This window comes from Micromonospora sp. NPDC049203, from assembly GCF_043197215.1.
Taxonomy (GTDB): Bacteria; Actinomycetota; Actinomycetes; order Mycobacteriales; family Micromonosporaceae; genus Micromonospora.
This window is the reverse complement of the sequence record NZ_JBICSV010000003.1, coordinates 606,751-632,263: the sequence shown is the minus strand read 5'-3', so window position 1 is coordinate 632,263 and position 25,513 is coordinate 606,751. Positions and strand designations below refer to the sequence as shown.

The following is a 25,513-nucleotide window of genomic DNA, read 5'->3' as shown; positions in this document are numbered from 1 at the left end:
TGACGGAGCGCCCCTGTGGATAACCCCGGACGTTGTCCACAGGGGTCGGCGGACGCTGTCGAGTGCCGCCTAGCGTCCCGGTGTCCGGAGCCGGCCGGTGGCGCCGGGCGAGGGAGGGCACGTGGTGGAGAAACCGTTCGACGTCGACCCGGGGCTGCTGCGCACTGTGGCGCGCGAGCTGGCCGACGACGCCTACCGACTGGCTCGCGGGCCGGGCGCGGCGCCGGAGTCGTTGCTGGTGGCGGCACCGGACGGCTGGCGCACCGGTACGGCGCTGGCCGACCTTGAGTCGGCGGTTTGCCGCTGGTCCGGCGCGCTCGGTGCCCGGGTGGCCGACACCGCCGAGGCGATACGTCGCGGGGCGGACGGCTACGAGGCGGTGGACGAGCGAGCCGCCCGCCGCCTCGCCGGGGTGCTCCGGTGAACGGCGGCACCACCGACGTGCCGGCCGGCTACGCGCAGCTCTGGCGGGCCGACCCGGGCTCCTGGTGCACCGCCGCGACGGCGTGGCGTGGTCTCGCCGGGCCGGTACGGCAGCGCGCCGACGCGCTGACCGCCCGGATCGGCGCGCTCCGCCCCGGGTGGTCGGGTACGGCCTCGACGGCGGCGCAGCGGCGGATCGAGGGCCTGCGCACCGAGCTCACCGACGTGCTGCCGGCGTTGTTCGAGGTCGACCAGGTGCTCGCCGAGTTCGGCGCGCGGCTGGGCGCGGCGAAGGCCCGGCTCGGCGCCGAGGTGGCCCGCGCCGAGTCCGGCGGCCTGCTCGTGGACCGCACCGGAGCGGTCCGGCCCGATCCGGCCCGGCCGATGGCGCAGGCGGGGCCGGCGGTGGCCGACGCGCGGACCGGGATCCGGCGTGCGCTCACGCTCGCCGGAGCCGCCGACCGGGAGGCCGCCGCCCGGCTGGCGGAGCTGACCACCGCGGCGGTACGCGGCTGGGTCAGTGTCCCGCCCGCGTGGCGGCCCGGCCCCGGCGCCGGGCCGGCCGAGGTGAGCCGCTGGTGGGCGGCGCTGAGCCCGGCCGAGCGGCGCTGGCTGGTGGGGCGGGAACCGGGCCGGATCGGCCGTCTCGACGGGCTGCCGGCCGCCGCGCGGGACCAGGCCAACCGGCTGCTGCTCGGCCGGCGGCGGGAACAGCTGCTCGTCCGGCGGCTCGCCCTGCTGCGCCCGCTTCCGGCCGGCCCGTCGGAGGTGTCCCGGCGGGTCCGGCTGGCAGGTGTCGAGGCGGCGTTACGCGGGCTGGACGGGCTCGGTGAGCGGCTGGCGTCGGGCGGGGCGCCGCGGGCGTACCTGCTGGGGCTCGACCCGGCCGGCGACGGCCGCGCGGTGGTGGCGCTCGGCAACCCGGACCGCGCCGCCTCGGTGCTCACCTACGTCCCGGGCATGACCTCGGATCTCGCCGACGCCCCGGCCGAGCTGGACCGGGCGGCCCGGGTGTTGCGGCGGTGCGCGGCGCTCGGGCCCGGCGACGAGACGGCGGCGGTGCTCTGGCTGGACTACGACGCGCCGGACTTCCTCACCGAGGCGGCCGGCACCCGGCAGGCCGAGGACGCCGGCCCGGCGCTGCACCGGTTTCAGGAGGGGTTGCGGGCCGCGCACGAGGGCCCGCCGGCCCGGCAGACGGTGCTCGGGCACAGCTACGGCTCGCTGGTGGTCGGCGCGGCCGCCCGCGACCACGGGTTGAGCGCCGACGCGCTGGTCTTCGTGGGCTCCCCGGGAGTCGGCGTGGACCACGCCGCCGACCTGCGCATGCCCGCCGGGCAGGTCTGGTCGTCGACAGCGCCGGACGACGTGATCCGGCTGACCCGCCCGCCGGACGAGCTGGCCCGCCGCGCGCTGCTGGCGGGTACGCCGCTCGGTCCGGCGCTCGCCGCGCTGGACGGGCACGGCGAACGCCTCTGGTTCGGCGCCGACCCGAGCGCGCCGGGCTTCGGCGGCCGGCGCTTCCCGAGCGCCCCGCACGGCCACACCGGCTACTGGGATCCGGACAACCCGGCGCTGGACGGCATGGCCCGGATCGTGCTGGGCCGGTGACCAGCGCCCTCCGGCGGCGGCCCGGAACCGCCCGACGACCGCTCGCGTGGCAGGCCGGAAACGGCGCGGTCCCTCCACCCGGTGGACGAGCGGAGGGACCGTGGACGAGCCGGAACTACTCGACGGTGACCGACTTGGCCAGGTTCCGGGGCTGGTCGACGTCGTGCCCGCGGGCGGCGGCGATCTCGGCGGCCAGCACCTGCAACGGCACCGTGGTCACCAGCGGCGCCAGCAGCGTCGGCGTACGCGGCACGTAGATCAGGTGGTCGGCGTACCGGACCACGGCCTGGTCGCCCTCCTCGGCGATCACGATGGTGCGGGCGCCGCGGGCGCGTACCTCCTGGATGTTGGAGACGACCTTGTCGTGCAGCATGCCCCGGCCGACCGGGGAGGGCACGATGCAGATCACCGGGGTGCCCTTGTCGATCAGCGAGATCGGGCCGTGCTTCAGCTCGCCGGCGGCGAAGCCCTCGGCGTGCATGTACGCCAGCTCCTTGAGCTTCAGCGCGCCCTCCAGCGCCACCGGGTAGCCCACGTGCCGGCCGATGAACAACACCGTCGGCTCGGACTTCAGCTCGCGGCCCAGCTCGCGGACCGGCTCGATGCGGTCCAGCAGCTCCCGCAGCTTGCCCGGCATCTCCTGGAGCTGGGCCACCACGGCGCCCACCTCGTCGGCGAACTTGATGCCGCGCACCTGGGCCAGGTGCAGGCCGATCAGGTAGCAGGCGACGACCTGGGTGAGGAACGCCTTGGTGGAGGCGACGGCGATCTCCGGCCCGCCGTGGGTGTAGAGCACGGCGTCGGACTCGCGCGGGATGGTCGAGCCGTTGGTGTTGCAGATCGCCAGCACGCGGGCCTTCTGCTCCTTGGCGTGGCGCAGCGCCATCAGCGTGTCCATGGTCTCGCCGGACTGCGAGATCACCACGATCAGGGTGGACCGGTCCAGCACCGGGTCGCGGTAGCGGAACTCGCTGGCCAGCTCCACCTCGCAGGGGATGCGGGTCCAGTGCTCGATGGCGTACTTGGCGACCAGGCCGGCATGGTAGGAGGTGCCGCAGGCGACGATGAAGATCTTGTCGACGTCGCGCAGGTCCTGCTCGCTGAGGCGGACCTCGTCGAGGGCGATCTCGCCGGTCTCGGTGAGCCGGCCCAGCAGCGTGTCGGCGATGGCCTGCGGCTGCTCCTCGATCTCCTTGAGCATGAACCAGTCGTAGCCGCCCTTCTCGGCGGCCGACGAGTCCCAGTCGATGTGGAAGTCAGTGCCGCTCGCCGGCTGACCGTGGAAGTCGGTGATGTCGATGCTGTCCGGGGTGATCAGGACGATCTGGTCCTGCCCCAGCTCGACCGCGTCCCGGGTGTGCTCGATGAACGCGGCGACGTCGCTTGCCAGGTAGTTCTCGCCGTCGCCCCGGCCGACCACCAGCGGCGAGTTGCGCCGGGCGCCGACCACCGCGCCGGGGATGCCGGCGTCGACGGCGAGCAGCGTGAACGCGCCCTCCAGGCGCCCGCAGACCACGCGCATGGCGGCGGCGAGAAGCTGCGGGCTGTCGGGCTCGCCGGCCGAGCGCAGGTCGGCCAGCGCACGGGCGATCAGGTGCGCGGCGCACTCGGTGTCGGTGTCGCTGGTGAACTCGACGCCCTCGTCCTCCAGCTCGGCGCGGAGCTTCGCGAAGTTCTCGATAATGCCGTTGTGGATCACCGCGACGCGGCCGTCCGGGGAGAGGTGCGGGTGGGCGTTGCGGTCGGTCGGGCCGCCGTGCGTGGCCCAGCGGGTGTGGCCGATGCCGGTGGTGCCGTCGCCGATGCCGATCGGGCTGGCGGCGCAGTCCTCGGGGTTGTCCGCCGCCCGCTCGGAGAGGACCTTCTCCAGGTTGGCGAGCTTGCCGGCCTTCTTCTCGGTCAGCAGCTCGTCCTCGCAGACCACTGCGACACCGGCCGAGTCGTAGCCGCGGTATTCGAGACGCCGCAGTCCGTCGAGCACGATGCCGAGCGCCGGGCGGGCACCGGCGTAACCCACGATTCCACACATGGTCCGCAGCCTAACCGAGTTTCGCTCATCGCGCGTGCTCGGAAGGCCGGTTAACGATCACTGATTTTGAGCGAACCGAACGCCGAGGTGGCCATTGCCGGACAAAGCACCATAGGGGTCGTTCGGACCGCCCGGACCGGTTCGGGACGCGGCACGCGGACCGCCGGCCGGGACCGCGTGGCTGGCCGTCACCGCCTACATTGAGGCCGGGCGCCGTCCCCCGGCCCCGTCGTTCCGCGGTCGTCCGCGCCGTACCCCTGTGAGCTGAGCCCATGTCCGAGACGACCCCCTCCCCCGAACCGGCCCCCGGACCGGCCGACCCGACCGCCGCGCCGGCCACGCCGCAGCCCTCCTCCTGGACGCCACCGGACCCGCTGGCCGCCCCGCAGCCGTGGACGCCACCCGAGCCCTGGTCGCCGTCCCCGGCACCCAGCCCCTGGGCGGCCCCCGGCCCGGAGAGCGCGTCCGGGACCGACCCGGCCACGTCCCCGAGCGGCGCGGGCCGGCCGGTGGGCGGACCGGGGTGGGCGGCTCCGGCCGACCCGGCAGCCCCGCCGGCCCCCGGCGATCCCCAGTCGTCAGGCGTGCCGGGCGGGCCCGGGTGGCCGGCCCAGCCGGGCGTACCCGGCTCGTCGGCGCAGCCGGGCTGGACACCGGGCGCCTACCCGCCCGGCTCCTACCCGCCGGGCCCCTATCCGCCCGCGCCCTACCCGCCGCCGTACGCGCACCCCGGCGGGCTTCCCCGCCGCAGCGCCGGCGGCTGGGTAGCCGGTCTGGTGGTCGGCATCGTCACCGTTCTGGCACTCATCGTGTGCTGCTGCGTCGGGCTGTCCTTCCTCGGCCGGGGGATGGACAGCACGGGAGCCTCCGGCGAGCGGTACGACGGGCCGCTGTACGGCGAGCCCGACGGGCCGCCCGGGTGGGCCGACGAGCCCAGCCGCGCCCCGGCCCGGCCGGCCACCACCCCGTCCGGCGGGCCCGGCAAGTTCACCGTGCTGTACGAGGTGACCGCCACCGACGGCGAGGCCGAGGTGCAGTTCTACGACGCGGACGCGAACTTCCACCAGCCCGGTGCCGTGGACACGCCCTGGCGGCTGAGCTTCACGGCGAACGACCGCGAGCGGGTGCAGATCATCGCCAGCCCGGTCGAGTCCGGCGACGTGACCTGCCGGATCACCGTCAACGGCAAGGTCGTCTCCAAGGACTCGGGCGAGTACGGCGCGACCTGCTTCGGCTGGTGAGCACTCGGCGGCGGGCCGTAGGCTGGCCGCCGTGACGACGACCGATCCCCTGGTGGCCCGGATGCGGCCGTTCGGCACCACCGTCTTCGCCGAGATGTCCGCTCTCGCCGTGCGTACCGGCGCGGTCAACCTCGGGCAGGGCTTCCCGGACACCGACGGCCCGCCGGAGATGCTCGCCGCCGCCGCCGAGGCGCTGCGTACCGGCCACAACCAGTACCCGCCCGGCCCGGGGATCCCCGCGCTGCGCGCCGCCGTCGCCGAGCACCAGCGCCGGTTCTGGGGCCTGGAGTACGACCCGGACGGCGAGATCGTGGTGACCGCCGGGGCGACCGAGGCGATCGCGGCGAGCATCCTCGCGCTCTGCGAGCCGGGCGACGAGGTGGTCTGCTTCGAGCCGTACTACGACTCGTACGCCGCCTCGATCGCGCTCGCCGGCGCGGTCCGCCGCCCGGTGACGCTGCGGCCCGGCCCCGACGGCAGGTACGCGTTCGACCCGGACGAACTGCGGGCCGCGTTCGGGCCGCGTACCCGGCTGGTGCTGCTGAACTCGCCGCACAACCCGACCGGCAAGGTCTTCACCGCCGACGAGCTGGCCACTGTGGCCGAGCTGTGCCGGGAACACGACGTGTACGCGGTCACCGACGAGGTCTACGAACACCTGGTGTTCACCGACGCCGCCGCGCCGCACGTACCGCTGGCCACGCTGCCGGGCATGCGGGAGCGGACGCTGCGCATCTCGTCGGCCGGCAAGACGTTCTCCTGCACCGGCTGGAAGGTCGGCTGGGTCAGCGGGCCCGCGCCGCTGGTGGCAGCCGTACTGCGGGTGAAGCAGTTTCTGACGTTCGTCAACGCCGGGCCGCTGCAACCCGCGGTGGCGGTGGCGCTCGGGCTGCCGGGCGCCTACTTCTCCGGGTTCCGGGACGACATGCAACGCCGCCGGGACCAGCTCGCCGCGGGGCTGGCCGACGCCGGGTTCGGCGTGCTCGCGCCGGAGGGCACCTATTTCGTCACCGCCGACGTCACGCCGCTGCGCGGCCGGGACGGGGTGGAGTTCTGCCGGGCGCTGCCGGAGCGCTGCGGCGTGGTGGCGGTGCCGACGCAGGTGTTCTACGACGACGTGGAGGCCGGCCGCCGGCTGATCCGGTTCGCGTTCTGCAAGCGACCTGAGGTGCTGGCCGAGGCGGTGACCCGCCTGCACCGCCTGCGCACGGACTGAACCACGCCGCCCGCCGAGGGAGCCCTCGGCGGGCGGCGTGGTTCAGGCGACCGGGCTGGCGGTGCGGACCTGCTCGGCGATGCGCTCGGCGACCTCGCGCGCGGTGTCCTCGGTGGCCGCCTCGACCATGACCCGCACCAGCGGCTCGGTGCCGGAGGGGCGCAGCAGCACCCGGCCGGTCTCGCCCAGCTCCGCCTCGGCGCGCTCCACCTCGGCCCGGACGGCGGGCGCGGCGGCACCGACGGTACGGTCGCCGACCGGCACGTTGATCAGCACCTGGGGCAGCTTGGTGACCACCGAGGCCAGCTCGGCCAGCGAGGTGCCGGTGGCGGCCATCCGCGCCATCAGGTGCAGACCGGTCAGCACGCCGTCGCCGGTGGTGGCGTAGGCGGGCAGCACGATGTGGCCGCTCTGCTCGCCGCCGAGCGCCAGGCCGGAGGCGCGCAGCTCCTCCAGCACGTACCGGTCGCCGACCTTCGTCTCGACCAGCCGGATGCCGTGTTCGGACATGGCGAGCCGCAGGCCGAGGTTGCTCATCACGGTGGCGACGAGGGTGTCCTGGGTCAGCTCGCCGGCGTCCCGCATGGCCAGCGCGAGGATCGCCATGACCTGGTCGCCGTCGACCTCGTCCCCGTCGGCGGTGACCGCGACGCAGCGGTCGGCGTCGCCGTCGTGGGCGATGCCGAGGTGGGCGCCGTGCTCGACCACCGCGGCGCGCAGCGCGTCGATGTGGTTGGAGCCGCACCCGTCGTTGATGTTGAGCCCGTCCGGCTCGGCGTGGATGGCGATCACTTCGGCGCCGGCCTCCTGGTAGGCGACCGGGGCGACGTCGGCCGCCGCGCCGTTGGCGCAGTCCACCACGACCTTGATCCCGTCGAGGCGGTGCGGCACGGTGCCGACCAGGTGCTGCACGTAGTGGTCGGCGCCGTCGAGCAGGTCGTTGACCCGGCCCACGCCGGCGCCGATCGGGCGCTTCCAGGCGGTGGTGGCGTTCGCCTTCACCGCCTCCTCGATCCGCATCTCGATCTCGTCGGGCAGCTTGTGGCCGCCGGCGGCGAACAGTTTGATGCCGTTGTCCGGCATCGGGTTGTGCGAGGCGGAGAGCATCACGCCCAGGTCGGCCTTGATCTCGGCGGTGAGGAACGCCACCGCCGGGGTGGGCAGCACGCCGACCCGGACCACGTTGGCGCCGGCGCTGGTGAGCCCGGCGACCACCGCCGCCTCCAGCATCTCGCCGCTGGCCCGGGTGTCCCGGCCGACCACCGCGAGCGGCGGATGGCTCTTGTCGGTCTCGGCCAGCGTGTGGGCCGCGGCGACCGCGACCGCCAGCGCCAACTCCGGGGTGAGATCCGCGTTCGCCCGCCCGCGTACGCCGTCCGTGCCGAACAACCGGCCCATACCCGCCAACCTCCGTGGAACTGCCGATGAGAGGAGAAACGCGGAACGGCCGGTCCGCCTCCCGGGAAGGGGAGGCGAACCGGCCGTCCGTCAGAAGTACAAGACGCTTGTGATCAGCGCTTCGAGTACTGAGGAGCCTTACGGGCCTTCTTGAGGCCGTACTTCTTGCTCTCCTTGACCCGGGCGTCACGGGTCAGGAAGCCGGCCTTCTTCAGGGCCGGGCGGTCGTCGGGCTCGCTGACGATCAGCGCCCGGGCGATGGCGAGCCGCAGCGCGCCGGCCTGGCCGGTGGTGCCGCCGCCACGCAGGTTGGCGATCACGTCGAACGCCTCGGGCTTCTCGGCGGTGACCAGCGGGTCCTTGATGAGCTGCTGGTGCACCTTGCTCGGGAAGTAGGCCTCGAGGTCGCGGCCGTTGCAGGTGATCTTGCCGCTGCCCGGGACGATCCGGACCCGGACGATGGCTTCCTTGCGCCGACCCACGGTCTGGATCGGGCGGTCACCACGGGGCGCGCGCGCGACGGGCGCCGGCGCCTCGGTGGCCTCGGGGGCGACCTCGGTGGCGGTGATGTCGGTCATGCTGCTTCCTTCGCCCGCGCTCACTGCGCGATCTGCTTGATCTCGAACGGCACCGGCTGCTGCGCGGTGTGCGGGTGCTCGGCACCGGCGTAGACCTTCAGCTTCTTGATGAGCTGACGGCCCAGCTTGTTGTGCGGAAGCATGCCCTTCACGGCCAGCTCGATGGCCCGCTCGGGCCGCTTGGTCAGCAGCTCGTCGTAGCCGACCCGCTTCAGGCCACCCGGGTAACCGGAGTGGCGGTAAGCGACCTTGGTCTGGCGCTTGTTGCCGGTCAGCGCGACCTTGCCCGCGTTCACGATGACGACGAAGTCGCCCGTGTCGACGTGCGGCGCGAAAGTCGGCTTGTGCTTGCCACGCAGGAGCGTGGCGGCGTGGGTCGCCAGGCGGCCCAGCACGACATCAGAGGCGTCGATGACGTGCCACTGACGCTCGATCTCACCCGGCTTCGGGCTGTACGTACGCACAGGTCTACCTTGTCTCGTCGTCGGTCTGGGGTCGCGCGCCGAGGTGACCGGGAGTTCCCAGCCGGACCAGCGCGCACGAACGACCAAGCGTACCTGATGCGGCACGCCTAAGAATGTCGTACAACAGCAGGCAACGATACCCGGCCGCCCGGCGGCAGGTCAAAACGGGGTCGCGCCGTGCGTGGCCTGCGGGTCCGTCATGGCACAGGTCACACGCCGGCCAGCGTACGCGACCCGGGACGCAGGTAGACCACCCAGGTCACCAGGAAGCAGAGCGCGTACCAGCCGATGAACGCCAGGTAGGCGGCGTCGGCGGTGCCGGAGGTCAGGAACGACTGCCGGAACGCCACGTTCACCAGCACCCCGCCGGAGGCGCCGACCGCACCGGCGATGCCGATCACCGCGCCGGCCAGCCGCCGGGCCCGCCGCTGCGCCGCCTCCGGGTCGCCGGTCAGCTCACCCTCCGCGACGGCCCGGGCCCGGAAGATCGCCGGGATCATCTTGTACGTCGAGCCGTTGCCGATCCCGGAGAACACGAACAGCGCCAGGAACCCGGCCAGGTAGAGCGGGAACGACCGGTCCCGGGCGGCGTACAGCACCAGTCCGGCGCCGGCGGCCATCGCCACGAAGTTCCAGAACGTGACGCGGGCCCCGCCCAGCCGGTCGGCGAGCTGGCCGCCCACCGGCCGGATCAGCGAGCCGATCAGCGGCCCGAGGAAGGTCAGCCAGGCCGCGTCCACCGGCGTCGGGAACCGGTCGTGGAACTGGAGCTGGAGCACCTGGCCGAAGGCGAACCCGAAGCCGATGAACGAGCCGAACGTGCCGACGTAGAGCAGCGACATCACCCAGGTGTGCGGCTCGCGGGCCGCCGCGCGCAGCGCGCCCGGCTCGTTGCGCGCCCCCGGCACGTTGTCCAGCCACCGGGCCGCGGCCAGCGCGGCGAGCACGATCAGCGGCAGGTAGACGGCCGGCACGAGCCGGGGGTACGCGGCGCCGGCGGTCGCCAGCGCCGCCAGCCCCACCAGTTGCACCGCCGGTACGCCCAGGTTGCCGCCACCGGCGTTGAGCCCCAGCGCCCGGCCCTTGAGCCGCTCCGGGAAGAAGAGGTTGATGTTCGCCATCGACGAGGCGAAGTTGCCGCCGCCGACGCCGGACAGGCAGGCGAGCACCATCAGCGTGGCGTACGACACCCCGGGCTCGATCAGCAGTGCCATCGGCACCGCCGGCACCAGCAGCAGCAGGGCGCTCACGATGGTCCAGTTCCGGCCGCCGAAGCGCGCCACGGCCAGCGTGTACGGCAGCCGCAGCACCGCCCCCAACGCGGCCGGCACGGCGGTGAGCAGGAACTTCCCGGCCGGGTCGATGCCGTACCCGGGGCCGAGGAACAGCACCATGACCGACCAGAGGCTCCACACCGAGAAGCCGACGTGCTCGGCGAAGATCGAGACGTACAGGTTGCGCCGCGCCACCCGGGCGCCACCGGCGGCCCAGAACGCCCGGTCCTCCGGCCGCCATTCGGTGAGCCGGCCGGCGTCGGTGGCCGGCGGCGTGGTGGGTGCGGAAACGAGCGTGCTCACGGGCGACTCCTCCTCGTCGACGACGAGGCGACGCTCTCAGCCGCTGATTTCCCCGGCGTGCCCCGCGCGCGTCGGCCCGGCAACGGAGACCGCACGTCCGCCGGACAGCGCCGGTGAGACGGTCACAGCTCCTGGAGGATCCGCAGCGCCCGGCCGACCCGCTGCATGGTCTCGGTGTCGGCCACGTCCACGCACTCGGCGAACCACTTCTTCATCGGTGAGGAGATCCGGTCGGGCATCACCACGTACGCGCCCATCCGCACGGCGAGCGGCGAGTCGCGCAGCAGCGTCTCCTCGACCACCTCGGCCACGATCACGATGGGCACCGCCGTGGCGTTGTAGACGTCCGAGCTGATCACCAGACCGAAGCGTTCCCGGGCGCCGGAGATGCGCCAGACCTCACCCCTACGCAGCACGCGGGCGCCCGCCGAAGAGGGCGTCGTCGACGAGCGCGGCCTCCTGGGCGTCGGCCAGGGAGGCGGCCTCCAGGTCGAAGCCGGCACGGCCGACCGCGTCGGCGTGCGCGGTGAAGACCTCGCGCAGCGCCTTCTCCCGGGCAGCCTGGTCCATCCAGGCGGAGAGGGAGAGCCCTTCCCGCTTGGCGAACCGGCGCGCCTCCTCGATCGTCTCGTCGGAGAACGACAGGGTCACCTTGGCGGTCATGCCAGGAAGACTACCCAGCGGTATGACCGCCAGTCATCCTCGTGCCCGCCGATCGCTGAATCGGACACCAGCAGGTGAAACAAACGAAGCCAGTTGCGGATATTGCACTTGAGGGCGACGATGGACCAGGTCCGAACGGTTGGGACGACGCAAGCCCCATCTGCCACAGGGAGCCGTCATGAGCCTCAGCACCGGCATGGCCGCCTCGGTCATGCCCACCGAGGGAGTGGAGCGCCAGAAGGCGGCCGCCATGGAGGAGTTCCTCGTGCGGCACCCCCTCGCCGCAGGCGCGGACGCGGGCGCCGCCCGCCTCGTCTCCGCGAACGGTGACGAGGTCGAGGTTCCCGCGCAGATGTTCGACGTTCTCCGTCAGATCTCGGCGATGCTCGCCCGCGGCGACGGCGTCGCGATCAGCGCGGTCTCCCGCGAACTGACGACGACCGAGGCGGCGAAGCTGCTCGGCATGTCCCGCCCCACGCTCGTCCGCCTCCTGGAGAACGGGGCGGTCGCGTCCCACCGGGTCGGCAGCCACCGGCGTCTCTTCCTCCGCGACGTCCTCGCATTCCGGCAACGGCAGATGGACGAGCGACGGAAGTCGTACGAGGCGCTGATGTGGGAGTCCGACGCGCTGGGTTTCACCGACGACGTGTAGTTCCGGCCCCGGCCAGGAGGCGCTGGGTAGGGTGTCCACTGTGATCCCCAGTGCCTCACTGGTGTTCCTGGATGGAACGTTCTCTATTCCAGGACCCTTCGCGACTGGATCAGTCTTCTCGCGCTCGAAGGCGACTGCACCGTCTTCGACCTCCGGTACAGCGAGGACGTCCTGTCGGAATGGATGTATCGCCTGCGCCGGAAGCGACCCGAGCATTCCGAACAGGCAATCGGCGGGCAGCGCCGCAGGTTCGTCCAGGCGTTTCCGTACGGCCTCGTCACCGGCTGTTCGCCGCACGACGTCCCGTGCCCACCGGACCCGGACGACCGGTACGTACTGGCCGCCGCCGTCCACGGCCGCGCCGACATCCTGGTGACCGACGACCGGCGCGCCTTTCCGCCGGAATGCGTACGGGAATCGCTGTCGGTCCGCACCGGCGACGAGTTCCTCAACTGGGCGGCCGGCCGTTCGATGCCTCTGGTCATGAGGACGTTGGCGCGGCAGATCGACTACTACCGGCGCACCCCGGTTCGCCGAGCGGCTTGAGAATCACCTCGCCGATCCGTCCGGCCGCTGACCGCCGAAGACCGCGAAACGCCATTCCTTGAAGAAGCAGTCCACGTCCGCCAGGCCCGCCTCGGCCAGCCACCGGCACTGGTCTGCCACCGTGGCCGGCCGGTCGTGCCGCATCCGCTCCCGGGCGCCGGCGATCTCCTCGGCGTCGGAGCCCAGCTCGGTGATCCGCGCCGTCCACACCTCGTCGTAGCGGCGGTCCAGCGCCGGGGTCGGCCCGGCCACCTGCTCGGCGTTGACGAACACCCCGCCCGGGACCAGCGCGTCTGCGGCCCGCCGGTACAGCGCCCGCTTGCCCTCGTCGTCGAGGTGGTGGATGGCCAGCGCGGACACCACCGCGTCGTACCGCCCGGCGGGCAGCGGGTCGGCCAGGTCGGCGTGGACCGTGCGATGGGGCACGCCGCGTTCGCCCAGGTGCCCGGCGGCCACGGCGAGCATGCCGGTGGCGCCGTCCACGAGCGTCAGGCGGACGCCGGGGACGGCCGCGGCCAGCAGCAGGGACAGCAGGCCGGTGCCCGCGCCCAGGTCCAGCACCTCGGGGGTACGCCCGGCGGCGAGCGCGACGCGCAGCGGCGGCGCGGCCACCTCGACGGCGGTGCCGTAGAAGGCGTCGAAGCAGGGCACCAGGCGACGTCGAGCCTGGTCGTAGGTGCCGGCCACCGCGTCGAACGCGTCCGTCACGCTCATGATGCCTCCCGAAATATGAGATTGTTGTCCCACATTCTAGGCCTTGCGGGCCGTCCCGTCACGTGCGTGCGGTGTGAAGCGCTCGTGACAGGACCGAAACAGAGCAGACCCGGACCGGAAACCGCCCGACGGCACGCTTTTCCGACATGACAGACGGTGCACGCACGGCGACGCGAACGGAGCAACGCTCCGTCGAGATTGCCACGCACTGCCCGTACTGCGCCCTGCAGTGCGGCATGATCCTGCGCGCCACCGGCGACGGCGTCGAGGTAGGCGCCCGTGACTTCCCCACCAACCGCGGCGGCCTGTGCCAGAAGGGCTGGACCGCGGCCGACCTGCTCGACCACCCGGACCGGCTCACCACCCCGCTGCTGCGCGACCGGCCCGGCGGCGAGCTGCGCCCGGCGACCTGGGACGAGGCACTCGACCGCGTCGCCGCCGGGATCCGGGACGTGCAGCACCGCCACGGGCCGGACGCGGTCGCCGTCTTCGGCGGCGGCGGCCTCACAAACGAGAAGGCGTACGCGCTGGGCCGCTTCGCCCGGGTGACACTGCGGACCCGGCACATCGACTACAACGGACGCTGGTGCATGTCGTCGGCCGCCGCGGCCGGCAACCGGGCCTTCGGGGTCGACCGTGGACTGCCGTTCCCGCTCGCCGACCTGGGGCACGCGGACACGCTGCTGCTCGTCGGCGCGAACCCGGCCGAGACCATGCCGCCGCTGATGCGGCACGTCGCCGACCTGCGGGAACGCGGCGGCCGGGTGATCGTGGTCGACCCCCGCGCCACCGCCACGGCCCGGCAGGCCGACCTGCACCTGCAACCCCTGCCCGGCACCGACCTGGCGGTGGCGAACGCGCTGCTGCACATCGCGCTCACCGAGGGCTGGCTGGACCGGGCATACGTGGCGGAGCGGACCGCCGGCTTCGACGAGGTACGGCGGACGGTTGCCGGCTACTGGCCGGCGGAGGTGGAACGGCTCTCCGGCGTGCCGGTGGCCGACCTGTACGCGACAGCCCGTGCGCTGGCCACAGTGGATCGCGCGGTCATTCTCACCGCGCGGGGCGCCGAGCAGCACGCCAAGGGCGTCGACACGGTGACCGCCTTCATCAACCTGGCGCTCGCCCTGGGCCTGCCCGGCCGCCCCGGCTCCGGCTACGGCTGCCTGACCGGGCAGGGCAACGGGCAGGGCGGCCGGGAACACGGGCAGAAGTCCGACCAGCTCCCCGGCTACCGGCGCATCGACGACCCGGCGGCCCGTACGCACGTCGCCGGGGTGTGGGGCGTCGAACCGGACGCGCTACCCGGGCCGGGGGTGCCGGCGTACCAGCTCCTGGACGCGCTCGGCACGCCGTCCGGCGCGCGGGCGCTGCTTGTCTTCGGGTCCAACCCGGTCGTGTCAGCGCCCCGCGCCGCCCGGGTCGAGTCCCGGCTGCGCGCCCTGGACCTGCTGGTGGTGGCGGACTTCGTCCGCTCCGAGACGGCCGAGCTGGCCGACGTGGTGCTGCCGGTCGCCCAGTGGGCCGAGGAAAACGGGACGATGACCAACCTGGAGGGCCGGGTACTGCGCCGCCGGGCGCTGCGCGAACCACCCGCCGGAGTCCGTACCGAGCTGGCGATCCTCGCCGCGCTCGCCGGACGGCTGACCGAGGGCGGTACGCCGCTGCCGACCGACCCCCGCGAGGTCTTCGCGGAGCTGGGCCGGGCCTCGGCCGGCGGGCCGGCCGACTACGCCGGGATCACCTGGGACCGGATCGACGCCGACACCGGCGTCTTCTGGCCCTGCCCGGACCGTGACGGCCCGGACACGCCCCGGCTGTTCGCCCACCGCTTCCCCACCCCTGACGGCCGGGCCCGGTTCCATCCGGTGACCCACCGGCCGGCCGCCGAGCCGGTCTGCGCCGACTACCCGCTGCACTTCACCACCGGCCGGGTGCTGGCTCAGTACCAGTCCGGCGCGCAGACCCGGCGGGTGGCCGCGCTGCGCCGCGCCGCGCCCGGCGGCTTCGTCGAGCTGCACCCGGACCTGGCGGCCCGGATCGGCGTGACCGAGGGGGCGCCGGTACGGGTGGTCTCCCGCCGGGGTGAGCTGCGCGCACCGGCCCGGCTCAGCACGGCGATCCGGCCGGACACCGTCTTCGCGCCGTTCCACTGGCCCGGCGCGCAACGCGCCAACTCGGTCACGAACGACGCGCTCGACCCGGTCTCCGGGATGCCCGAGTTCAAGATCTGCGCGGTCCGGGTGGAGCCGGCATGAACGAGCGCATAGTCGTCGTCGGCTACGGCATGGCCGGCGCCCGGCTCGCCGCCGAGCTGCACGCTCGCGGCGGGGACCGGCGGATCACCGTGCTCGGGGCGGAGCCGCACCGCGCGTACAACCGGATCATGCTCTCCACGCTGCTCGCCGGGCGCATCGGCGAGCCGGACGTGGAGCTTGTCGAAGCCGTCGGGCCGGGCGTCGAGGTCCGCACCGGCGCGGCCGTCACCGCCGTGGACCGGGCCGCCCGCCAGGTGGTCACCGCCGACGGCGCCCGGCACGGGTACGACCACCTGGTGCTCGCCACCGGCAGCCGGGCCGTCGTGCCACCGCTGCCGGGCCTCGCCCCGCTGCCCGAGCGGGTCGTCCCGTTCCGCACGCTCGGCGACTGCCGGCGGATCCTCGCCGCCGCCGAGGGCGCGCGGCGCGTGACCGTGCTCGGCGGCGGGCTGCTGGGTCTGGAGGCGGCCCGTGGGCTGGCCGCCCGAGGGCTCGACGTGACTGTGGTCCACCCGGTCGGGCACCTGATGGAACGCCAGCTCGACCCGCCGGCCGGCGCGGTCCTCGCGGGCACGCTCGCCGGCCTGGGCGTCCGGTCCCGGCTCGGGGCGCCGGCGACCGCCGTGAGCGCCGGCACCGACGGCGTCCGCCTGCACCTGGCCGACGCCGAACCGCTCGACGCCGACCTGCTGGTGCTCTGCTGCGGGGTACGCCCCGACGCCGCGCTCGCCGAGGCGGCCGGGCTCGCCGTCGACCGGGGTGTGGTGGTGGACGACCGGATGCGTACCAGCGACAGACACATCTCCGCGATCGGCGACTGCGCCCAGCACGACGGGACGCTGACCGGGCTCGTCGCGCCGGCCTGGGCTCAGGCCCGGGTGGTGGCCGACGTGCTGACCGGCGCCGATCCGCTGGCCCGCTACCGGCCCCGGCCGGCGGTGACCCGGCTCAAGGCGGCCGGCATCGACCTGGCCGCGATGGGCGACGTGGCCGGGCCCGGCGACCCGGGCGGCCCGGTCGAGGAGCTGACCTTCGCCGACCCGGCCCGGGGCACGTACGCCCGGCTACGCATCCGGGACGAGCGGCTGACCGGCGCGATCCTGCTCGGCGACAACCCGGCGGTCGGCACCGTGGTGCAGCTGTTCGACAGGGGCGCGCCGGTGCCGGCGGACCGGCGTTCGCTGCTGCTCGGTCGGACGCTCGGTGACGCACCGGCCGAGCCGGCCGCGTCGCCGGCGCTGATGCCGGACGCCGCGACCGTGTGCCGGTGCAACGACGTGAGCAAGGGCGCGCTGGTGGCGTGCTGGCGGGCGGGCGCCCGGACGGCGGCGGCGCTGTCCACGGCGACCCGGGCCGCCACCGGCTGCGGCAGTTGCCGGGAGGCGGTGGCCGGCATCGCCGCCTGGCTCGCCGAGGCCGACCCGCTGACGACCGACGAGGAACGCGAGACGGTGGAGGTGGCGTCATGAGCGAGCCGATCAGGGAGCTGGTCGTCGTCGGGAACGGCATGGTGGGGCAGCGCTTCGTCGAGGCGCTGCGGGCCCGGGACACCGACGGGCGGTGGCATGTCACGGTCCTGGCCGAGGAACGGCGTCCGGCGTACGACCGGGTGCGGCTCTCCGCCGTCTTCGACGGGGTGGACGCCGACGAGCTGAACCTGCACACCCCCGACGCCGGTGTGGACCTGCGCCTGGGTGAGCCGGCCACCGGCGTCGACCGGGCGCGGCGGGTGGTGACCACCGCGGCCGGCGAGTACCCGTACGACGCGCTGGTGCTGGCCACCGGCTCGTACGCGTTCGTGCCGCCGGTCGACGGCGCTGATCTGCCCGGCGTCTTCGTCTACCGGACGCTTGACGACCTGGCCGCGATCCGGGAACACGCCCGGGGCCGCCGCACCGGCGCGGTGATCGGCGGCGGGCTGCTCGGGCTGGAGGCGGCGAACGCGCTGCGGCTGCTCGGGCTCGCCACGAGCGTTGTCGAGTTCGCGCCCCGGCTCATGCCGGTGCAGGTGGACGAGGCGGGCGGGGCGATGCTCCGGCGGTACGTGGAGGAGCTGGGCGTCACGCCGTACCTCGGGGTGGCCACCACGGCCCTGCGTTCCGGGCCGGACGGCACGGTGACCGCGCTCGACCTGGCCGACGGCCGCACCGTCGACGCGGACCTGGTGGTGGTGGCCGCCGGGATCCGGCCCCGGGACGAGCTGGCCCGCGCGGCCGGGCTGCCGCTCGGCCCGCGCGGCGGCGTGCTGGTGGACCCGGCCTGCCGGACCGCCGACGAACGGATCTGGGCGGTCGGCGAGTGCGCGGCTGTCGACGGGGTCTGCCACGGCCTGGTCGCGCCCGGGTACGCCACCGCCGAGGTGGTCGCGGACCGGCTGCTCGGCGGCGCGGCCACCTTCCCCGGCGCGGACACCGCGACGAAACTCAAGCTGCTCGGCGTGGACGTGGCCTCGTTCGGTGACACGCACGGCGTCACCGAGGGCTGTCTCGACGTGACGTTCACCGACCCGGCCACCCGGTCGTACGCGAAGCTGGTCCTCTCCGACGACGCGCGGACGCTGCTCGGCGGCGTGCTGGTTGGGGACGCGAGCGCCTACCCGGCGTTGCGCGCCAGTGTGGGCGGGCCGCTGCCCGCTCCCCCGCTGGCGTTGCTGGCGCCGGCCGGCGGCGCGGGCGCCGGTGCGGGCGCGTTGCCCGCCACCGCGCAGGTCTGCTCCTGCAACGCGGTGACCCGCGCCGACCTGGACGCGGCGATCGCCGGCGGGGCGACCGACGTGCCGGCGCTGAAGGCGTGCACCCGGGCCGGTACGAGCTGCGGCTCCTGCGTGCCGATGCTGAAGCAGTTGCTGGACGCCGCCGGGGTGCGCCAGTCCACGGCGTTGTGCGAGCACTTCGACCACAGCCGGCAGGAGCTGTTCGACCTGATCCGGGTACGCGGCATCGGCACGTTCTCCCGGCTCGTCGCCGAGCACGGGCGCGGAAGCGGATGCGACATCTGCAAGCCGGTGGTGGCCTCGATCCTGGCGTCGCTGGGCACCGGGCACGTGCTCGACGGTGAGCGGGCGTCGCTTCAGGACACGAACGACCACTTCCTGGCCAACCTGCAACGCGACGGCAGCTACTCGGTGGTGCCCCGGATACCCGGCGGCGAGATCACCCCGGAGAAGCTGATCGCGATCGGCGAGGTGGCGCGCGACTTCCGGCTGTACACGAAGATCACCGGCGGGCAGCGGATCGACCTGTTCGGCGCGCGGGTCGACCAGCTGCCGCAGATCTGGCGGCGGCTGGTCGACGCGGGCTTCGAGTCGGGCCACGCGTACGGCAAGGCGCTGCGCACGGTCAAGTCGTGCGTGGGCGACACCTGGTGCCGCTACGGGGTGCAGGACTCGGTCGGGCTCGCGGTGGCGCTGGAGCTGCGCTACCGAGGGCTGCGCGCGCCGCACAAGCTCAAGTCGGCGGTCTCGGGCTGCGCCCGGGAGTGCGCCGAGGCCCGGAGCAAGGACTTCGGGATCATCGCCACCGAGACCGGCTGGAACCTGTACGTCGGCGGCAACGGCGGTTTCCGGCCCCGGCACGCCGACCTGTTCGCCACCGACCTGAGCACAGCCGAGCTGGTCACCCTGATCGACAGGTTCCTCATGTACTACATCCGCACCGCCGACCGGTTGCAGCGCACCGCCGCCTGGATCGAGGCGATGGACGGCGGCCTGGACCACCTCCGGTCGGTGATCGTGGACGACTCGCTCGGCCTCTGCGCCGACCTCGACGCGGCAATGGCCCGGCACGTCACGAGCTACTCCGACGAGTGGCGCGACGTCCTGGAGGACCCGGACCGGCTGCGCCGCTTCACCTCCTTCGTCAACGCGCCAGACGTGCCCGACCCGTCCATCACGTTCACCCAGGAGCGGGGCCAGCCGGTGCCGGCCCGGGGCGCGCCCCCGGACGGCGGACACCGCCGCCAGCCCGTCGTTCTGGGCCTGCCGGAGGTACGCCGATGAGCCCCGTCGTCACGCTGGACTGGACACCGGTCTGCCCGCTGGGCCGGCTCGACCCCGACCGGGGTGTGGCCGCGCTCGTCGACGGCGTCCAGGTGGCCGTCTTCCGCACCGCCAACGGGCTGTACGCGGTGGACAACCTCGACCCGGTCGGCGGCGCGTACGTCATGTCCCGGGGGCTGGTCGGCAGCCGGGGCGGGGTGCCCACGCTCGCCTCGCCGCTGCACAAGCAGGTCTACGACCTCACCACGGGGCGGTGCCTGGACCTTCCGGGAGTGACGCTGCGCCGGCATCCGGTGCGCTGCCGGGACGGCCTGGTCGAGGTGCGGTTACGGCAGGAGGAATGATGCGGGACGAGCTGGCCGGCTTCACCATCGGGGTCACCGCCGACCGGCGGCGCGACGAACTCGCCGCGCTGTTCCAGCGGCGTGGGGCGCGGGTGGTGCTCGCCCCGGCGCTGCGGATCGTCCCGCTGGCCGACGACAGCGACCTGCGTGAGGCCACCCGGGCCTGCCTGGAACACCCGCCGGACGTGCTGATGGCGAACACCGGCATAGGCATGCGCGGCTGGCTGGAGGCGGCCGAGGGCTGGGGGCTGGCCGAGCCGCTGCGCACCACGCTCGCCGGGGCGTACGTGGTGTCCCGGGGTCCGAAGGCGACCGGGGCGATCCGCGCCGCCGGGCTGCGCGAGCACTGGTCCCCGGAGTCGGAGAGCTGCGACGAGGTGATCGAGCATCTGGTCCGGCGCGGTGTGGCCGGCCAGGTCGTGGCGATGCAACTGCACGGCGAGCGGCAGCCCGAGTGCGCCGACGCGCTGGTGGCGGCCGGGGCCACGGTGATCGAGGTGCCGGTCTACCGGTGGGCGCCGCCGGCCGACCCGGCGCCGCTGCACCGGCTCATCGACCTGGTGGCCGGGCGGCTCGTCGACGCGGTCACGTTCACCTCGGCCCCGGCGGCCGAGGCGCTGCTGCGGGCGGCCGGGGACCGTACCGAGACGGTGCTGGAGGCGCTGCGCGGCGACGTGCTGGCCGGATGCGTCGGCACTGTCACCGCCGAGCCGCTGGTACGGCGCGGCGTGCCGGTGAGCGCGCCCAGCCGGGCCCGGCTGGGCGCGCTCGTGCGCACCATCGTCGAGGAGCTGCCCCGGCGTACCGTCTCGGTGAAGGCGGCCGGGCACGTGCTGACGCTGCGCGGGCACGCCGCTGTGGTGGACGGGGAACTGCGCCAGCTGGCGCCGGCCCCGATGGCGGTGCTGCGGGCGCTCGCCGCCTCGCCCGGGAAGGTGCTCTCCCGCACCGCGCTGCTGCGTACGCTGCCGCGCGGCGCCGACGAGCACGCCGTGGAGATGGCTGTCGCCCGCCTGCGGGCCGGCCTGAAGGCGCCCCGCGTGGTGCAGACGGTGGTCAAGCGGGGCTACCGCCTGCGGGTCGACTGACCCGCAGGCGGTCAGCCCACCGAGGCCGGGTAGCCGTGCTCGGCCTGGAGGCGGAGCATGGCGTGCTCGACCACAGTCACCAGCACCTGCTTGACCGAGTCGCGCCGCCGGGCGTCGCACAGCACCATCGGCACGTCCGGGGAGATGGCGAGCGCCTCCCGGATCTCCTCCAGCTCGTAGTGCGGCGCGTCTTCGAAGCGGTTCAACGCCACGACGTACGGCAGCTTGCGGTTCTCGAAGTAGTCCAGCGGCGCGAACGCGTCGGTGATCCGGCGGGTGTCCACGAGCACCGCCGCGCCCACCGCGCCCCTGATGATCTCGTCCCACATGAACCAGAAGCGCGTCTGGCCGGGCGTGCCGAACAGATAGAGGATCAGGTCCTCGGCCATTGTGATACGGCCGAAGTCCATGGCGACCGTTGTGGTCTCCTTGCCCGGCACCTTCGACGCGTCGTCGATGCCCACGCCGGCCGCGGTCATCAACGCCTCGGTGGTCAGCGGCTGGATCTCGGAGATCGCCCCGACGAGCGTGGTCTTTCCCACGCCGAAGCCACCCGCGATCACGATCTTCGCGGAGATGATCTCCCGGCCGCGGTTCACCCCGTCGGGGTCATAGTTCGCGAAGTCCACTTAGCACCCTTCCAAGCAGGTTCATCCGCGCCGCGAAACCCGTCGCGGGAGCGGCAGTGTGTAGCGTCAGCAGGCCCTCGGCCACCATGTCGGCGACCAGCACCCGGGTGACGCCCAGCGGCATCCGGGTGTAAGCGGCGATTTCCGCAAGCGACTGCGCCCGGCCCTCACAGACCGAGGAGATGCGGTACTTGTCGTGCCCGGCGAAGCGCGCCTCGGCCGACTGCGTCGGCGTGCTCGACAGCACCGCTTCGAGCGCGATGTTCTGCAACGGCTCGGTGCGGCCCCGGGTGACCGCGTACGGCCTTACCAGCGCGCCACGTGGATCACGTCGCGGTTCCAATTCGCGATCACCTCCCCTCGTACGGAGCCGCACCGGCTCCGGTCGTCAGCACCCCGGGCCGATCAGGACCGGACCGCGTCCCTCGGCAGCGGGACCAGTGCCTGGCCGACCCGCTCCACCAGCAGCGCCATCTCGTAGCCCACCTGACCGACGTCGCAGCTGCGGGCCGCGAGCACGGCCATCGACGAGCCGTCGCTGATGGACATCAGGAACAGGTAGCCGCTGTCCATCTCGATCACGGTCTGCAGCACCCCGCCGGCGCTGAACATCCGCGCCGCGCCCTCGGTCAGGCTCACCACGCCGGAGGTGATGGCGGCGAGCTGGTCGGCCCGGTCGCCGGGCAGATCCCGCGAGGAGGCGAGCAGAAGTCCGTCCGCGGACACCGCCACCACGTGCGCGATGCCCGCGACGCTGTCGGCGAAGTTGGTGAGAAGCCACCCCATGTCCTGCATGGCCGCCGGCCTGTTCATCGGTTCGTCTCCTTGTTCGAGGTGCTGTTCAGGTCGGCGCCGGCCGTACGGCCCCGCTGGACGCCACGGTGGTAGGCGGAGAGCAGGCCGCGTACCTCGTCCGGCGTGCGCCGGCTGCGGTCCCGGCCGCTCTTCGGCTCGATGCCGCCGGGCACGAGCTGGGCCTGCGGCACCCGCTTGGGCAGGCCGGAACGGGTGGTGCCGCCGGTGGTGGGCTCCGCGGCACGGCTGGCCCGCGACCAGCCCTCGTCGGCCGCCGTACGCCAGGCCTCCGGGTCGATCGACGGCGCGGGCGCGGGCTCGGCGGCGGGCGGCGCCGGGGGCGGCGTCGCGGCTGCCGAAGGCGTGGACGGGACCTCCGGCGGGCTGTACGCCGGCGGCGTGGTCAGCCCCGACGCCTGGGCGCCCGGGGTACGGGTGGGCAGCTTCGGACGTGCCGACGCCGCGGGGGGCGCCACGGCCGGCTGTGCCGGCGCGGGCGGCTCGTCGAACGTGGGACGGGTGAAGATGGTGGTCTCGTCCTCTCCGTGCGAACGGAACCAGACCGCCTCCATCTCGCGGAATATCGGCGCCTCGGCCCGCTGCTCGGGCCGGGCCACCACGGGCGTCGCCGGGGTGCTCTCCACCGCCGGCGCCGCGGCGAGCGGCTGGTAGGCCGGAGGTGCGGCCTGGGTAGCGGGTTGCGCCGCATCGACACCCGGCGTCCGCTTGGGCAGCGGGTCGAGCGCGGGATACGCCACGGTCGGGCCGGCCGACCAGCCCGCGCCGGAGACCGGTGCCGGCGCGGCGGGGGCGGGCGCCGCCGCCACCGGGGCGGGCGCCGCCACGGTGGGCAGCGCGCCGGTCGCTCCACCCAGTTGTACGGCGGGCGTGGTGTCGCGGGTCTCGGCGGGCGTCTGCCACCGGGACGGCGGGGCGGTGGTCGCCCCGCGCCACTGGTCGGCGAGCGTGGCGGTGGCCGCGCCCCGCCCGGCGCCGGCCAGCGCGTCGGCGGCACCGACCTGGCTGAGCGGCGACTGCTCCACGGCGAGCGGCTGACGCGGCCGGGTCAGCGGGGCCTGACCCCGGTTGGCCGGCAGCACCACAGTCGAGTTCGGCAGCGTGACCTGGGCGACGGTGCCGCCCTCGACGTTGCGGCGCAGTTCGACGCGGATCCCGTAGCGGGAGGCGAGCCGGCTCACCACGGCCAGACCCATCAGCCGGAACGCGGCCACGTCGACTGTCGGCGGCGCGGCCAGGCGCCGGTTGAGCGAGTCGAGCTGGTCGTCGCTGAGCCCCAGGCCGCGGTCCTCGATCTGGATCAGCACGTAGTCGCGGATCCGGCGGCCGTCGGCCACCACCGAGGTGTTCGGCGGCGAGAACCGGGTGGCGTTGTCGAGCAGCTCGGCGACCAGCCGGACGACGTCGTTGACGGCGTGCGCGGCGACCGAGATGTCGGTGTCGACGGTGCCGAACTCGATCCGGTTGTAGAGCTCCACCTCGGACTGGGCGGCGCGCAGCACGTCGACAAGGAGCGCGTCGTCGCGACGCGGCACGGCCGAGTCGGCACCGGCCAGCACCAGCAGGTTCTCGTCGTTACGGCGCATCCGGGTGGCCAGGTGGTCCAGCTCGAAGAGCTGCGCCAGCCGCTTCGGGTCCTCCTCGGAACGCTCGATCGCGTCCAGTTCGCCGATCATGCGGTCGACCAGGCTCTGCGAACGGCGGGCCAGGTTGAGGAACATCGCCGAGACGCTGGTCCGCAGCGCGGCCTGCTCGGCCGCGACCCGGACCGCCTCGCGGTGGACCACGTTGAAGGCCACCGCGACCTGGCCGACCTCGTCGCGGTTGCTGAGCTTGATCGGGTCCCGTACCTGCTGGACGATCTCGTCCACGCCGCCGTCGCCGATGGCGTTGACGTTCTGCAGCCGGCTCACCGCGTCCGGCAGGTCGTGGTTGGCCACGGCGAGCGCGCCTTCACGCAGCCGGCGCAGCGAGTCGTTGAGCGAGCGGGCGAGCACCACGGCGAGCGTCACCGCGATGGCGAGCGTGAGCAGCACGAGCAGGCTCTCCACGATCGCCTGCCGGATCACGTCGGCGCGTACCTCGTCGGCGTCGGCCAGCATCTCGTCCAGCAGCTGGATCTCGGCCCACCGCATCAGGTCGTCGACCGCACCGATGGCGGCGGACGCCTCGTCGCGGGTGACCAGCGAGGATCGTTCGACGGAGCGGGAGATGTCGCCGGCGACGCGGTCGGCGAGCTGGACGGCGTCACCGGAGACCGTGCGGTCCACCAGGGCCCGCTGGCTCGGCGTCGCGGTCCGGGAGAAGGTCAGCAGCGCCTCCTGCTGGCCGGTGAGCGTGGCCACGAAGGAGGAGAACTGCTCGCCGTCGATCCGGCTGCCACCGAGGGCGGTGAAGGCCACCGCCTGTTCCTCGGCCACCGCGGCCTTGGCGTGGGCGAACGCGGCCACCGCGCGGCGGGCGTCGGCCAGGCTCTCCGCGCCCGGCTGCTGGGCCAGCGCGTCGCTGTACGCGACCAGGTCGCCCAGGACGATCCCGTAGCGCAGGCTGGCCTCGGCCACCGGCATCTGGAGCCGGTCCAGCACCTCCTGCCGGGTGCCGTTCAACGTGGCCAGGTGGGCGTCGATCACCTTGAGCTGGTTGCTGATCGCCGCCGGCAGGTCACCGAGGTCGGCGCGCCCCTTCTGGTACGCGTCGATGCGCTCGTCGGTCTGACGCACGCGCAGGTTGTACGCGTCCGGCTTCTGGTTCGGGTCGGCCAGGAAGACCGCCGCCGCCATTCGCTCCTTGTGCAGGTCCTGGGTGAGCGCCGAGATGTCGACAGACACCGCGCTCAGCGACCGGATCCGGTCCGCCTCGTACGCGCCCTGGCCCACCGAGATGAGTCGGATAGTTGCCAGTGCGATGACGGCTGCCACCGGGACGACCAGGATGAGGGCGAGCTTGGAGCGGATCCGCGCGTCGCGCAGCCTGGGCAGGCGCCGACGGCGGTTCCGCTGTTCGGCGTTTGGGCTCCCGGGCAGGGTCGTAGGTCCGGTGCTCACGACATCGCCTCCGTCGTTTCTTCCACGCGCGACCCACTGACCCGTGCCTGGTGCAGCGGCCAGCGCCGCACGCGGCACGGCCGCGATTTCATCAGACGAGATCGTGTTTGGGAAGCCGCAGTGGGGCAGGAAACGGTCGGGGGTGGCGCAACCCGGGATCCGATCACCTAATACCTTCTTTTCTCCAACCCCCTGAACAGGGGATGTCACTCCAGAGTGGTCATACGC

The 25,513-nt window shown here is 73.8% G+C and carries 23 protein-coding genes; 11 read left to right on the top strand and 12 right to left on the bottom strand.

Annotation, left to right across the window (positions count from 1 at the left end; genetic code table 11):
* Nucleotides 1–121: 121 nt before the first annotated feature.
* Complete coding sequence (locus tag ACGFIA_RS12060) at nucleotides 122–424, top strand: hypothetical protein (protein WP_357389035.1); 303 nt, start codon at nucleotides 122–124, stop codon at nucleotides 422–424.
* On the top strand, nucleotides 421–2,034 hold the full coding sequence (locus tag ACGFIA_RS12055; protein WP_357389033.1) for an alpha/beta hydrolase: 1,614 nt from the start codon (nucleotides 421–423) through the stop codon (nucleotides 2,032–2,034). Before ACGFIA_RS12060 ends, ACGFIA_RS12055 begins: the two co-directional genes overlap by 4 nt.
* 115 nt (nucleotides 2,035–2,149) lie before the next feature.
* Here ACGFIA_RS12055 and glmS read toward each other — a convergent pair whose 3' ends face one another.
* Nucleotides 2,150–4,063 carry a glutamine--fructose-6-phosphate transaminase (isomerizing) gene (gene glmS / locus ACGFIA_RS12050; RefSeq protein ID WP_357389031.1) on the bottom strand — a complete coding sequence of 638 codons (1,914 nt, stop codon included), beginning with the start codon at nucleotides 4,061–4,063 and terminating at the stop codon, nucleotides 2,150–2,152.
* Nucleotides 4,064–4,335: 272 nt separating this feature from the next.
* Here glmS and ACGFIA_RS12045 point away from each other — a divergent pair, with 272 nt between their 5' ends.
* Nucleotides 4,336–5,304 carry an MmpS family transport accessory protein gene (locus ACGFIA_RS12045; RefSeq protein WP_357389029.1) on the top strand — a complete coding sequence of 323 codons (969 nt, stop codon included), beginning with the start codon at nucleotides 4,336–4,338 and terminating at the stop codon, nucleotides 5,302–5,304.
* Nucleotides 5,305–5,335: 31 nt separating this feature from the next.
* Nucleotides 5,336–6,520 (top strand): pyridoxal phosphate-dependent aminotransferase, encoded by a 1,185-nt coding sequence (locus ACGFIA_RS12040; protein WP_357389027.1) that lies wholly within the window; start codon nucleotides 5,336–5,338, stop codon nucleotides 6,518–6,520.
* Nucleotides 6,521–6,562: 42 nt separating this feature from the next.
* On the opposite strand, the gene glmM is transcribed toward ACGFIA_RS12040, so the two are convergent.
* The 6 genes from glmM to ACGFIA_RS12010 form a co-directional block, all read right to left on the bottom strand.
* Entirely contained in the window at nucleotides 6,563–7,918 is a 1,356-nt protein-coding gene (gene glmM / locus ACGFIA_RS12035) for a phosphoglucosamine mutase (RefSeq protein WP_357389025.1), read from the bottom strand.
* Nucleotides 7,919–8,031: 113 nt separating this feature from the next.
* Entirely contained in the window at nucleotides 8,032–8,496 is a 465-nt protein-coding gene (gene rpsI / locus ACGFIA_RS12030; RefSeq protein ID WP_088991922.1) for a 30S ribosomal protein S9, read from the bottom strand.
* 20 nt (nucleotides 8,497–8,516) lie between these two features.
* On the bottom strand, nucleotides 8,517–8,960 hold the full coding sequence (gene rplM, locus ACGFIA_RS12025; protein WP_354870501.1) for a 50S ribosomal protein L13: 444 nt from the start codon (nucleotides 8,958–8,960) through the stop codon (nucleotides 8,517–8,519).
* A 209-nt stretch (nucleotides 8,961–9,169) separates the two neighbouring features.
* The gene (locus ACGFIA_RS12020) at nucleotides 9,170–10,537 is read right to left on the bottom strand and encodes an MFS transporter (protein ID WP_393259774.1); all 1,368 of its coding nucleotides are present in this window, start codon (nucleotides 10,535–10,537) and stop codon (nucleotides 9,170–9,172) included.
* Nucleotides 10,538–10,659: 122 nt separating this feature from the next.
* Nucleotides 10,660–10,953 (bottom strand): type II toxin-antitoxin system PemK/MazF family toxin, encoded by a 294-nt coding sequence (locus tag ACGFIA_RS12015; RefSeq protein ID WP_357389021.1) that lies wholly within the window; start codon nucleotides 10,951–10,953, stop codon nucleotides 10,660–10,662.
* Complete coding sequence (locus ACGFIA_RS12010) at nucleotides 10,943–11,200, bottom strand: DUF6364 family protein (protein WP_357479889.1); 258 nt, start codon at nucleotides 11,198–11,200, stop codon at nucleotides 10,943–10,945. The genes ACGFIA_RS12015 and ACGFIA_RS12010 overlap by 11 nt, the downstream gene beginning before the upstream one ends.
* A gap of 178 nt (nucleotides 11,201–11,378) precedes the next feature.
* Here ACGFIA_RS12010 and ACGFIA_RS12005 point away from each other — a divergent pair, with 178 nt between their 5' ends.
* The gene (locus ACGFIA_RS12005; protein WP_357471933.1) at nucleotides 11,379–11,852 is read left to right on the top strand and encodes a helix-turn-helix domain-containing protein; all 474 of its coding nucleotides are present in this window, start codon (nucleotides 11,379–11,381) and stop codon (nucleotides 11,850–11,852) included.
* 183 nt (nucleotides 11,853–12,035) lie between these two features.
* Entirely contained in the window at nucleotides 12,036–12,398 is a 363-nt protein-coding gene (locus ACGFIA_RS12000) for a hypothetical protein (RefSeq protein WP_393259770.1), read from the top strand.
* A 3-nt stretch (nucleotides 12,399–12,401) separates the two neighbouring features.
* On the opposite strand, the gene ACGFIA_RS11995 is transcribed toward ACGFIA_RS12000, so the two are convergent.
* Nucleotides 12,402–13,112 carry a class I SAM-dependent methyltransferase gene (locus tag ACGFIA_RS11995; protein ID WP_393259767.1) on the bottom strand — a complete coding sequence of 237 codons (711 nt, stop codon included), beginning with the start codon at nucleotides 13,110–13,112 and terminating at the stop codon, nucleotides 12,402–12,404.
* A 146-nt stretch (nucleotides 13,113–13,258) separates the two neighbouring features.
* On the opposite strand from ACGFIA_RS11995, the gene ACGFIA_RS11990 reads away from it, so the two are divergent.
* Genes ACGFIA_RS11990 through ACGFIA_RS11970 form a run of 5 tightly spaced genes read left to right on the top strand, consistent with a single transcriptional unit; the run spans nucleotide 13,259 to nucleotide 20,799 of the window.
* Entirely contained in the window at nucleotides 13,259–15,370 is a 2,112-nt protein-coding gene (locus ACGFIA_RS11990; protein ID WP_357389011.1) for a molybdopterin oxidoreductase family protein, read from the top strand.
* A complete protein-coding gene (locus tag ACGFIA_RS11985; RefSeq protein ID WP_393259764.1) occupies nucleotides 15,367–16,839 on the top strand; it encodes an FAD-dependent oxidoreductase in 1,473 nt (490 codons plus the stop codon). The genes ACGFIA_RS11990 and ACGFIA_RS11985 overlap by 4 nt, the downstream gene beginning before the upstream one ends.
* A complete protein-coding gene (nirB, locus tag ACGFIA_RS11980) occupies nucleotides 16,836–19,367 on the top strand; it encodes a nitrite reductase large subunit NirB (protein ID WP_357479880.1) in 2,532 nt (843 codons plus the stop codon). Before ACGFIA_RS11985 ends, nirB begins: the two co-directional genes overlap by 4 nt.
* Nucleotides 19,364–19,711, top strand: a complete 348-nt coding sequence (gene nirD / locus ACGFIA_RS11975) for a nitrite reductase small subunit NirD (protein WP_393259761.1) — start codon at nucleotides 19,364–19,366, stop codon at nucleotides 19,709–19,711. Before nirB ends, nirD begins: the two co-directional genes overlap by 4 nt.
* Complete coding sequence (locus tag ACGFIA_RS11970; protein ID WP_357389005.1) at nucleotides 19,711–20,799, top strand: uroporphyrinogen-III synthase; 1,089 nt, start codon at nucleotides 19,711–19,713, stop codon at nucleotides 20,797–20,799. Before nirD ends, ACGFIA_RS11970 begins: the two co-directional genes overlap by 1 nt.
* Nucleotides 20,800–20,810: 11 nt before the next feature.
* On the opposite strand, the gene ACGFIA_RS11965 is transcribed toward ACGFIA_RS11970, so the two are convergent.
* The 4 genes from ACGFIA_RS11965 to ACGFIA_RS11950 all read right to left on the bottom strand — a co-directional run bounded on the left by ACGFIA_RS11965 (nucleotide 20,811) and on the right by ACGFIA_RS11950 (nucleotide 25,285).
* Nucleotides 20,811–21,428 (bottom strand): ATP/GTP-binding protein, encoded by a 618-nt coding sequence (locus ACGFIA_RS11965; protein WP_354870472.1) that lies wholly within the window; start codon nucleotides 21,426–21,428, stop codon nucleotides 20,811–20,813.
* A complete protein-coding gene (locus ACGFIA_RS11960; protein ID WP_030501578.1) occupies nucleotides 21,409–21,771 on the bottom strand; it encodes a DUF742 domain-containing protein in 363 nt (120 codons plus the stop codon). The genes ACGFIA_RS11965 and ACGFIA_RS11960 overlap by 20 nt, the downstream gene beginning before the upstream one ends.
* 62 nt (nucleotides 21,772–21,833) lie before the next feature.
* On the bottom strand, nucleotides 21,834–22,241 hold the full coding sequence (locus ACGFIA_RS11955) for a roadblock/LC7 domain-containing protein (RefSeq protein WP_013288588.1): 408 nt from the start codon (nucleotides 22,239–22,241) through the stop codon (nucleotides 21,834–21,836).
* Nucleotides 22,238–25,285, bottom strand: coding sequence for a nitrate- and nitrite sensing domain-containing protein (locus ACGFIA_RS11950; protein WP_393259757.1), 3,048 nt, complete (start codon nucleotides 25,283–25,285; stop codon nucleotides 22,238–22,240). Before ACGFIA_RS11950 ends, ACGFIA_RS11955 begins: the two co-directional genes overlap by 4 nt.
* Nucleotides 25,286–25,513: the final 228 nt, after the last annotated feature.